The sequence below is a fragment of the Alteromonas sp. AMM-1 genome (assembly GCF_047290655.1).
GTDB lineage: Bacteria > Pseudomonadota > Gammaproteobacteria > Enterobacterales > Alteromonadaceae > Alteromonas > Alteromonas mangrovi.
Genome location: NZ_JBLBUE010000120.1, coordinates 1 through 10,587, shown reverse-complemented (window position 1 = coordinate 10,587; position 10,587 = coordinate 1). Strand labels below are relative to the sequence as shown.

Sequence of the window (10,587 nt, the reverse complement as noted above, 5' to 3'; positions counted from 1 at the left end):
TGATCACTACTTCGTCGTAGTACAGATCGCGGTATGGATCGTCTTCAATCAGCAGAATATTGCTGGCATCAATAATACTGGCAATGGTTTCGCGGCGCGACAAACTGTAGCAATGTCCTGCCGGATTCTGGAAGTTAGGAATCAAATACACCGCTTTGGGGTTGTATTGCTCAATGGCTGCTTTGAGGGCGTCGGGGTTCATGCCTGTTTCGTCAGACTCAACCGTTTTTACTACCGCGCCTTGCAGTTGAAATACCTGTAATGCCGCCAGATAAGTCGGCTGTTCAGTAAGTATTACATCGCCTGGATTCAGCACCAGGCGACTGATTAAATCCAATCCTTGCTGTGAACCATTGGTAACCAATACCTGTTTGAACTCAACCGACAGCCCACGCTCGCTGATTATTTCACTGATTTGTTTGCGAAGTGCAGGTTCGCCTTCACTTGGGCCGTATTGGGCAAAAGAAGCCACGGGAGCAAGTGTGGGCAGTGGAGGCATCAGTGTTTCGTCGGGCAGGCCGCCAGCCAGCGACAAAATGTCTGGCTGTTGAGAATATTGCAGCAGCTCGCGAACCAGCGAAGACTCCATTTTTTGTGCCTGAGGCGTAAGCAGGTGTGTAAGGTTCATGAGGTCCAGATAAGTAATGTTTCAATGTGCGAAGCATACTAGCTTTGCAGCAAAAATCGTACAGATACACATGAATAATTTTCGTTCCATACAGATATAGGCAGCATAAATACGATTAATTACCGCGAGGTGACGATTGGCATGAACGCAATCGTTTGCATTTTTAAGTATTATTGCGTGTCGTGTTGAAGTTGTCGGGTAAATTTATAATGAAAAACAAAAACCAGGGTTTTACCTTAATTGAACTGATCATTGTGATCGTAATTATTGGCATATTGTCGGTGGTTGCTGCGCCAAGATTTGTGGATTTTAGCGACGATGCAAACGATGCCACTACCATTGCTACATCCAGTGCATTTAAAAGTGGCGTGGCACTGCTGCATGCCAAGTATCAGATAAAGCAAAGTTCGCCCATTTTAATTGACAACCAGTCGGTTAACTTTAATTCGGTTGGCTGGCCGGTAGGTTCTACAACCGACAGCGCAGGCTGCGCCGATTTGTGGAATAAAGTGTTCAGTAATGCTGAACCCATTTCGGTAGCGGCTTCATTTACGTCGGTGTTGAGTCCTGGCTGGAATGCGTTTGCCTACAACCAGATATGCGGATACATAAAAAGCGAGGGAGGCGAAGCTGTTTATCAAAGCAGTTCACCACATTTTGTGTATTACTCAGATGCCTTTAGTTATTCCGGCGGTGGATACAATTACGACGGCCAGGCTGGCGACGTAAAAATTTATGGTATGTAACTGCCCTTGGCACAGTAGCAGTTTGTTGAGTGCGATTAGCAGTTGGAACGGTTAATGTCGGTGTCGCACGCTTCAAAAGTATTGTGTTTCACCGGAACAATATTTTCTCGCTTGGCAAGAGAGTACAGCAATCGGGCCACTATAGATGGTGTGCCATCGTCGATGCATTGCAGCATCAGGGTTTTGTCGGCTACTGATTTACAGGTATCTGGTAAGTGCTGTTCGCGCATAAGCTGGCATAACACATGATGAATCAAGGCTCCCCGTACCGCATTTTTACACCAGAATCCCCTGCATTTGGGGCCATTCCACTGGTAGCCTTTTTTAATGATCAAACGACCACTGCGTAATAATGACACGTCTGGCGTAACAATATCGGCAGGTGGTTTGATACCAATACGCAAGTGAACATCTTCCTGTAATGTATACTTGTGACTTCGTTGGTTTTTGCTTAGTTGCATGAGTACTTCATATCTAATTCTGCTACCTACACCGTGATGTGCCACGTGTATTGGTTTTCTCTCACTTAATTTTAAGAAATTTTTATATTCCTGTTATTCGTTGATATTCCGTGGTCTTCTACATCGCCATCCCCGAATTCTATTTCGTCGTCCCCGAGTTCTACTTCGCCATCCCCGAGTTCTATTTAGTCTTCCCCGAGTTCTATTTCGTCGTCCCCGCGAAGGCGGGGATCTTGTCAGGCATCTGCCCGGTCTTCGAGAAGACCCCGGGACAGGCAAGGGAATAGGCTTGGAGATCGGCATGGCGCAATTTATAGACACTTTTTAACAATTAATCTTGCCTCATTCTCACTTTTCCCTTAGCCTCTTATTTATCATAAATTCATATAGTTAGAATGCGGTGTCACCTGAGAATAATCCTGCCATCTCGGGCTCACCTGAATCTCTGTTAAGTAGTATTGTTTCAGGCAGTAAGTCTGCAGAAGAACAACTCGTGCGCCGGTATTGGCGCGCGCTGTATCTTATGTTGTTTAACGATTGTCACGACCACAGCATGGCCAGCGATCTGGCACAGGAAGCCTTGTGTATTTGCCTGGTAAAAGCCCGGGCAGGTGACATTCGAGAAGCGGCTGCCTTAAGTGCGTTTGTTCATCGTACCGCCACCAATTTACTGATAGCCCACAAGCGCAAAGAAAAGCGCCAGAAAACCGATTGCACGGACGAACTCGATACGTTGTTTGCAGAGCTGGATGGTCCGGCTCAGCGGTGTCAGCGGGAAAAAATTGTCTCGTTGGTATCAAGCGTTCTCAATGAAATGCCGGTAGAAAGAGACCGGGATATTCTGGTTGAGTATTTTGTGCATGGCACGCCCAAAGAAGATCTTTGCGATTTACTGTCGTTGTCACCTGAGCATTTCGACCGCGTGCTGTATCGTGCGCGTCAGCGCTTAAAACAAAAACTGAGCGCAGCTATCAATGAACCGATAAGCGATTTGTCACTGGTGTCTTTGTTGGGGTGTGGGCTGGTTGTGTTGTTGTGCGGTGAAACACTGCCAGCTGCACAAGTTCATCATGGGGTGAGAGAACCCATTGCGTCGCATCACTTGTTACAGCGGATTAATAATTGTACTTCCGCCGAAGTGTTCCATTGCCAACGTGGTTGTAATGAAGGGCCGTAGTGAAGGTAACGTTCATGACACAAAACATCTCAAAATTTGAGCAAGCAGAATTCCATCAGCGCTATTTACAACAAAAGCTAAAAGACAGCGAGCGCATGGAGTTTGAGTTGTATTTGTTAGACCATCCCGAATTAGTAGACAAGCTGGAAATCGATCAGTTGTTCCGTCAAACCCTGGTAGACGCAGTGAATAAAAACCGTGCTGAATCCGGCGTGTTGCAATGGATACGCACGTATTGCTGGTCAACGCCTTTGCGTGCCAGTGCGTGTACGTTGGCGGCCTGTGCTTTGAGTTTTGCGGTATGGCAAAGTGGCAGTGCGCCAGGCGGATTGGTAAGTTCGCAGGTTGAATACCTGGAAACGGTGCGTTCTTCGGCGTCGTCTTTGCCGGTGTTTGTATTGCGAAAAGATAGCGACGTAATGGCGCTCATGGTACAAACGTACTTTGCCCAACCGGATGCCACCTACTGGGTTAGGGTAACGGCAAAAGCATCAGCCAGACTGGTGCTTGAATACCAGGTAAAAGGTAACGAACAAGGGGAGTTGCTGGTGGCACTTACCCGCGATCAGGTACATGCTGGCGAGTACAGCGTGGAAGTATCAGATGAAAACCACAACACGCCGCAGGAAATTGGGTTTTATCTGGAAATGGAATAGACAGGAATAGTTGCTATGGATGGCCAGCCTCACATTGCTAAAAGCGTAACCTCTCCGTTAACCCGCGGTATGCTGATTGACTTGGGGGAAGCCATCTCAAAGGTCCCCCAGCGCGGCCTGGCGGAATTGGGAGAGCATGATCTGCCTGCCGGTTATACCTATCTTGGCCAGTTTATCGATCACGATTTACAGCGTTTTGCTACAGCCGATACACCGTTAATGGGCACCATACACGGCGACGGAAAAGTACCCAGAGCACGCCCGGTACTCGACCTGGCAAGTCTGTACGGCACCGGATTCAACGAGCCGTTTGTTGATCAGCAAAGCGGCAAACTAAAGGTTAAAAAACTTGGCAGTGGTGCCTACGATTTTATTCGGGGAGACGCGGGGGCGCCCTTGATAGCCGATACCCGCAACGAAGAAAACCTGCTTATTGCACAGCTTCATGTGCTGTTTATTCGCTTTCACAACGCGGTGGTTAAACAGTTATCTGCGCAGCCAAATACTGCATATAGCCCTTCTGCACTTTATAACATGGCCCGGCAAATTGTAACGGACCGCTATTTGCACATTGTGGTTCACGACTTTTTAAAGCGCATTTTATGGGACGAAGTGTGGACTGCGTACTTTGGTGCAGCAGACTGCATGGATGCGCTGTTTAGTGAGCAGGAGTTAGCTGGCACTAACGCGTTCAATACGGCGGTATTTCGATTTGGTCATGCCATGGTTCGCCCCGAGTACGTGTTAAATGAACACAAAACGCGTTTAACGCTGCGCCAGTTGTTTAACTATCGGGCGGGCAGTGATTACTTCACCAGTGGGTTCACTCACATTCCGCCTGAAGTTTGCGTAAACTGGGCGCGCTTTTTTTACACTCCCGACGAATTCAGAGCTCAGCCTAAAGGCAAGCAGGCTGCTGTGCACTTAAGCCCTAAAAACACCATTGTTATTCCCGGCCTGATGTGGCCTAACAACGTGCTGGCGATTCGCAACTTACTGCGAAGCTGGAATGAAAATACTCCGTTGGCACAAGTGTACGAAAATAAAATAGCCGCACTCCCTGTAGGTGCGGTACTCAGTGATTTTCCGCTACTCACGCCCGACAATATGGATACACCGGTAACCTCGTTGTTTGCGCAGGTGGCGAATGGCGATGTGTTAAAACACCACACGCCCTTGTGGTATTACATTTTGCGGGAAGCGCAATATGTTCAGCATACGCCGGCTATTCGCCGCAAAGGGTATTTGGGGCCGTTGGCCAGCGTAATTGTGGCATCTGCGTTTAAACAAATCCTTCAACATTCTGCATCTGCGTTGCCGGGTGTACCAGATATGCCAGGCATGGCAAGTGCTTTGGCGGTATCAGACATGCCCGGCTTACTTACCTTTGTACTGTTAAATGAGGAATAACAATGAGTCATAGTGATTACGATGGTTACTGGAGTGTAAGCGGCCAGGGAAGCGGTGGATCGTATACACATGCCGGCTATTTGCCTGTTCAGGGAGATCGGTTACTGGCTAAGTACCTGCCAAAAGAAAACATAGTGGTAATAACGGTAATGCCACAGGCCAGCGAGCCCTATATGATGGTGTATTACCCGGTAAAACATAACAATGAAGAGTTGTTTTACACCGTAAAAGAAGCGGATGACGAATTGCTGTTAGACGTGATTTCATTAAAGCAGGAAGCCGGTGTGCGCTTAATGCAGCACGATTACTATTGGTCTGATCACAAGCACTGGGCTGCGCAAAAGGAAAACGAGACTATTGCGCTGGATATGCCTCCTGGTTTAGTGAAAAAATGCATTGAGGCCAGAGAGAAAGTTGCCAAAGTTGATACCGCTAAATCGGCAACAGATGACACGCCGGTAGCACCGTTCTGGCGCTGCGAAATCTAACACAGGTTAAATTGATAAGTGGGGCGTAGGTGAGCAAATTCTGTAATTTTTCGGGTTTACTGACAATCCTTTTGATTATTAGTACTCCCTCGGCGTCGACAGAGTTTGTTTTACCTGGTCCTTATGGATTTTCTAACCTGATTTTTACCAGAAATAATATCACCTTAGAGCAATGCGAAACGCATCGCACGGAAATTAGCAGTGTTCCCCTATCTGGCCTTGAATTTGTTTTACTGGAACAAATCGCCGCAGACTGGAGTAGCGGTGTTCCGGCGGCTCAACAGGCCGCAGCATTAAGGTTAAACCACTGGCTAAACCAAAAGGCCGATCCCCATTCTTCGCAGATCCTTGCAGCCACTTTGGTTTGGATGCATTTTAATTTATATCAGTACCCGGATGCTGAACGTGTTATTACCGAATTAAGTGGTGATACTAAGTCTGAAGCAACAGTTGAAGCCGCACTTATTCTGGCCGAGATCGCGTTATTGCAAGGCCAGTTGGACAAGGCCGATGAATATCTGTCTTCACTTCAAACCTGGGATAGGGATGCCTGTGCGCCAATGGCGTTGAAGTTATCGATACTCATGGCTGAACTGGCAATTCACCAAGAACGGTTGCGGGATGCTGAAACGTTACTCGCAGAGGCCTTTGAACTTGAAAGAGAGATACCTGTTACCGCCATTGTTTTACCTGCGTTGGTTAACCTTTACGATACCCAGAGCTTTTTTTTCATAGCCGAGTCGAGGCTACAACCAGACTACAAAAGTGAACTGTTGCGCAACGCGTTAAATACAGAGAAACAGGCGCTTCATATAGCAACATCATCACATGGGATACGCAACGGTGCACTACTGAAACAACAACTGATAGTGCTGTCGAACCTCGCCTGGTTATACACCCAGTTGTTTGACTATCACCATGCAGAGATCAGCTTGCTTTCGGCATTGGAGTTATTGCAATCTCAACCCGATCCAGATTTGGAAAATCACATTTATCATCTGCTTGGTATTAATTATTTTAATGTGGGCTTATACGAAAAATCGCGTGTTTTTCTGCTTAACGCCGCCTCCATTGCTCAAAACAGCAATGAAGCAAAGTATGCCCGTATACAGTGCTTGCTTACCCACATAGCAGTAGAGACGCAAAGAACCGACGAAATATCTGCCTACCTGCCAGCTTGTGCCAGGCTGTTGAATGACGAATCCGGGTCTTCGGGAGATCGTATCCTGAGCCTGGTCAGTCAGATTAAATCGGGAGTGTTCGACTCGCAGAAACAGTTGCTTTTGCTGGATAGGCTGGAAAAAGAAGTTGCTATCAGTGGTTACGATAATCTGAAAATAACCGGGCACATTCAGTTAGCTGAGTTTGCCCTTGAACACGCACAGCTCGATTTAGCAAACAGGGTGTTTAGCGCAATGCAAAGCCTGGAATCTGGCGCTTCTCCAGCACTTCTTGTTCAGGCCCGGTTGCTTAAATTTCGATTCTTAAGCTTAAAGACGTTTTCACCTGTTGCTGCAGACTTTGCTGAAAATACTCACCAGTTTATTTATAGCTTGCTGAGCAAACTGGATGCTGGGGAAATGGCTCCTGCACTTCAAAATCAAATTTTCGGATTTTATCAACTGTGGTTTGAACATCTAATGCAAACCCAGCAGACCGAAAATACCCGTAAAGTGCTGCAAATTAGTATGCAGCTTAATCAGTTAACCAACGGCTTAACCACCACATTTAATACTTTCGGTGGGCGCGATCTTACACATGTGAGCGAACTACAGGCCGAAGTACTCGATAGCGATTCTGCACAGGCGAGTTTAACGCATCACATCGTTTGGGATTTAGAGCGCCTGGTGTATGCAAAACAGGGTTTACCCGCTACGTCAGCGGTTGAATATGGCAGCGCGGACTTACCTGAATCTGTAAGCATTGAGGTGGTGCAGGCCAGGCTGAAACCATTCGAACAACTTTGGTTTTATGTGGCAGGTGAAACAACCGGCTATGTTTTTGGTGTAACACAAGATAGCGTTGAAACGGCCTCGTTAGGGGATTTATCTGAGCTACAACAGCTGCTTCGCAACATGCATAGCGCCATTAGCCAGCGACAACCCATAGAAGACAGCGCACTCAGATTACTGGCGGAGCGGATTTTTCCGCAAAAACTGACTGCGGGCAGCGGGCCCGTGTGGTACGTGGTAACTAATCAGGTGTTTCAGGACATGCCAGTGAACGGCCTGGCGCTCAGTTTGCGGCAGCCACCTGAATCGGTGATTAAGGTGCTGTCGCTCGCTACGCCACAAATAAACGGCGTTCAGCAAAACCGGCCTGCGTTCAGATTATTGTCGGTGCCAGAACTTATAGTAAATAGCTCGCAGTCTATGCCTGTTTGGATGGCTGATTTACAACCTTTGCCGTGGTCGGCAATTGAAGCTGAGAAACTTACGGGTTTATTTGAGGCATCGGATGCCCGTGCTTTGGTGGGAGAGTCAGCCAGCAGAGACGCACTGTTTTCAGAGGAAGCCAGAACTTCTGCCGTGTTGCATATAGCCGCGCACCATATTTACGATCCGTTCAAACCTCAGTATGTAGGCTTGGTATTGAACGCGCAGTCGCAAAGCTCAATGGGATCGGCATTTATTAGCGAATTTGAAATCCGCAATCAGCAGTTTTCCAATGAGCTCGTATTTTTAAACGGGTGTGCCACGGCACAGGGACGTCATTTCACGGGCTCCAATACCATGAGCATTAGCCGGGCATTCTTAATTGGCGGGGCGAAAAAAGTAGTCTCAACTCTTTGGGAAGTGGCTGACAGGGCGTCTTTAACGTTTGCCAGCGCGTATTACGAAGCGTATTTACGCACCGGCGATACCAATAAAGCGCTGATCAATACCATGCAAGATATGCGCAGCCAGCCTCGCTACCGGCATCCATTTTACTGGGCAGGGTACGAACTTACCCAGCGCCACCTGTAAGCTCGTTTTAATCGTTACCTGTAGGACCGGCTAACTCACAGTACAGCTTGTCGATCAGGGTTTTAAGCTGGTTCATTTCTGCTGCATCCAGGTTTTGTAACTGACACAAAAGCTGTTTGGGCACTGCCAATGCGTCGTCTTTTGTGGCGTGCCCTTTAGGCGTTAACGCTACTACTTTTACCCGTTTATCATGTGACGAAGGGGTAATTTCAACAAAATCCTTCTGCGACAGTTTTTGCAGGATTAAGGTAAGCGCACCTGCGTCAATCCGGCACTTTTCAACCAGTTGCGAGATGGTTTGCTTGTCTTGTTCCCACATTGCCATCATTACCAGATACTGCGGATAAGTAATATCCAGTGATTTTAACAGCGGCCGGTAGGCGCGGGTAAACGCGTTCGACACGCTGTAAAAGCGATGACAAAGCTGGTTCTCAAGTTTTAATAAGTCGTGTTCATGCATGCCTGGCTACCTCTGCTTTATATTTTGCATACAAAGTAGTTGCAAGGCAATCATTGCTTTGTTATTTTATTTTGCATGCAAAGTATCTGTTCCCTCTGAAGCTTCGGAGGGAAATGTAAATCACAACCAAGAGGACATGTTATGCATAAATTAGATCAAGTGTTATATACAGGTGTGGCAACAGCAACAGGTGGTCGCGATGGAAAAGTGGCATCTGATGACGGGCGCTTAGCAGCCGGTTTGTCGGTTCCAAAGGGCTTGGGTGGTGACGATGGTAAGGGTACCAACCCAGAGCAGATGTTTGCTGCTGGTTACGCAGCGTGCTTTATTGGTGCGCTTAAGTTTGTGGCTGGCCAGGAAAAAGTGAAGCTGCCTGCCGATATTAAAGTAACCGGCGAAGTGGGCATTGGCCCCATTCCCACTGGCTTTGCGATTGCCGTTAAACTTATCGTTGACTTGGGCGATGTGGATACCGATAAGCAAGCGCTGGTAGAGAAAGCCCACGTAGTGTGTCCTTACTCAAATGCGACTCGCGGCAACGTAGAAGTAACATTCGACGTGGTATAAGCCGTTTGGTTGATTCTCTCTTTCAGCCCCGGTACGCTGTTTGGGTAGACCCCGGGTCAAGCCCGGGGTGACGAGAAAGAGGGGCATCCGCGCTTCCTTTTTCGTCGTCCGCATTTCCTTTTTGTCATCCCCGCTTTCTAACAAGTCATCCCCGCGAAGGCGGGGACCTTGTTTGGTTTCGGTACGTTATTTGAGTAGACCACGGGGCGAGCCCGGGGTGACGTTAATTAAGATCCCGGCCTGTTTGAGTAGGTCCCGGGTCAAGCCCGGGATGACGGAGGATCTAAATCCTTCGGTTTTTCAATACTCAATGACTATTTGCCACGAAACTGCAACAGTTACGGTGTACAAGTGTACGCTGAGTTATTACACTGTACTTATTGAATGGTCGGAGCAGTTATGACAACCCTAAAACACCGCGCGTACTCAGTACTGGAAGAATGGATGAACAGTATCAGTCATGGACTGGGCTTTGTTGCGGCGATTGTTGGGTTAGTGTTTATGCTGTTGCGGGCAGAATCCTCTGTGAGTATTACGGCATCCGCTATTTATGGTGGAACGCTTATTTTTATGTTTCTGGCATCTACCATTTACCATGCGGTTACCCATCAGCAGGCCAAAGGCGTACTGAAGTTGTTTGATCACAGTGCCATATATTTATTGATCGCGGGAACCTACACACCTTTAACCCTGGTTGCCATTGGCGGCACACTGGGTATTGCAGCAACCATTGGTATTTGGCTGCTGGCGTTGGGGGGCGTGGCGTTTAAGCTGATTGCCAAACACCGTTTTCCCAAAGTGTCGGTAATGACCTATCTGGTAATGGGCTGGATTGCGCTGGCGCTGATTTACCCTTTGTACCAGGCACTTCCTGGTTCTGGTCTGTGGCTGATTGTAGCTGGTGGGTTGTGTTTTAGTATTGGTGTATTGTTTTACGTAGCCAAGTCGAAAAAGTTTACACATGCCATTTGGCATTTGTTCGTAATTGGCGGTTGCAGTTGCCATTACTTTTCAATTTACTATTATGT

General features: G+C 47.6%; 11 protein-coding genes. 8 read left to right on the top strand and 3 right to left on the bottom strand.

Annotation, left to right across the window (positions count from 1 at the left end; translation table 11 throughout):
• Positions 1-628 (bottom strand): aminotransferase class I/II-fold pyridoxal phosphate-dependent enzyme (locus ACLR2L_RS15305; RefSeq protein ID WP_413369282.1); only part of this gene is annotated, 628 nt, incomplete at its 3' end.
• A 209-nt stretch (positions 629-837) separates the two neighbouring features.
• On the opposite strand from ACLR2L_RS15305, the gene ACLR2L_RS15300 reads away from it, so the two are divergent.
• A complete protein-coding gene (locus ACLR2L_RS15300; RefSeq protein ID WP_413369280.1) occupies positions 838-1,374 on the top strand; it encodes a prepilin-type N-terminal cleavage/methylation domain-containing protein in 537 nt (178 codons plus the stop codon).
• A gap of 35 nt (positions 1,375-1,409) precedes the next feature.
• Here ACLR2L_RS15300 and ACLR2L_RS15295 read toward each other — a convergent pair whose 3' ends face one another.
• Positions 1,410-1,835 carry a hypothetical protein gene (locus ACLR2L_RS15295; protein ID WP_413369278.1) on the bottom strand — a complete coding sequence of 142 codons (426 nt, stop codon included), beginning with the start codon at positions 1,833-1,835 and terminating at the stop codon, positions 1,410-1,412.
• Positions 1,836-2,235: 400 nt separating this feature from the next.
• Here ACLR2L_RS15295 and ACLR2L_RS15290 point away from each other — a divergent pair, with 400 nt between their 5' ends.
• The 5 genes from ACLR2L_RS15290 to ACLR2L_RS15270 all read left to right on the top strand — a co-directional run bounded on the left by ACLR2L_RS15290 (position 2,236) and on the right by ACLR2L_RS15270 (position 8,532).
• Complete coding sequence (locus ACLR2L_RS15290; protein WP_413369276.1) at positions 2,236-3,012, top strand: RNA polymerase sigma factor; 777 nt, start codon at positions 2,236-2,238, stop codon at positions 3,010-3,012.
• Between the two features lie 14 nt (positions 3,013-3,026).
• Complete coding sequence (locus ACLR2L_RS15285; protein WP_413369274.1) at positions 3,027-3,668, top strand: hypothetical protein; 642 nt, start codon at positions 3,027-3,029, stop codon at positions 3,666-3,668.
• 15 nt (positions 3,669-3,683) lie between these two features.
• Positions 3,684-5,078: a peroxidase family protein gene (locus ACLR2L_RS15280; RefSeq protein ID WP_413369273.1), complete on the top strand. Its 1,395-nt coding sequence runs from the start codon at positions 3,684-3,686 to the stop codon at positions 5,076-5,078.
• A 2-nt stretch (positions 5,079-5,080) separates the two neighbouring features.
• Complete coding sequence (locus ACLR2L_RS15275) at positions 5,081-5,566, top strand: hypothetical protein (RefSeq protein ID WP_413369271.1); 486 nt, start codon at positions 5,081-5,083, stop codon at positions 5,564-5,566.
• 71 nt (positions 5,567-5,637) lie between these two features.
• The gene (locus tag ACLR2L_RS15270) at positions 5,638-8,532 is read left to right on the top strand and encodes a CHAT domain-containing protein (protein ID WP_413369269.1); all 2,895 of its coding nucleotides are present in this window, start codon (positions 5,638-5,640) and stop codon (positions 8,530-8,532) included.
• Between the two features lie 7 nt (positions 8,533-8,539).
• Here the strand turns inward: ACLR2L_RS15270 and ACLR2L_RS15265 are convergent, their stop codons facing one another.
• Positions 8,540-8,992, bottom strand: a complete 453-nt coding sequence (locus ACLR2L_RS15265; protein WP_413369267.1) for a MarR family winged helix-turn-helix transcriptional regulator — start codon at positions 8,990-8,992, stop codon at positions 8,540-8,542.
• 141 nt (positions 8,993-9,133) lie between these two features.
• Here ACLR2L_RS15265 and ACLR2L_RS15260 point away from each other — a divergent pair, with 141 nt between their 5' ends.
• Together ACLR2L_RS15260 and trhA are read left to right on the top strand one after the other, a co-directional pair.
• The gene (locus ACLR2L_RS15260; protein WP_140961612.1) at positions 9,134-9,559 is read left to right on the top strand and encodes an organic hydroperoxide resistance protein; all 426 of its coding nucleotides are present in this window, start codon (positions 9,134-9,136) and stop codon (positions 9,557-9,559) included.
• 384 nt (positions 9,560-9,943) lie between these two features.
• The coding region (gene trhA, locus ACLR2L_RS15255) for a PAQR family membrane homeostasis protein TrhA (protein WP_413369265.1) at positions 9,944-10,587 on the top strand (644 nt) is incomplete at its 3' end.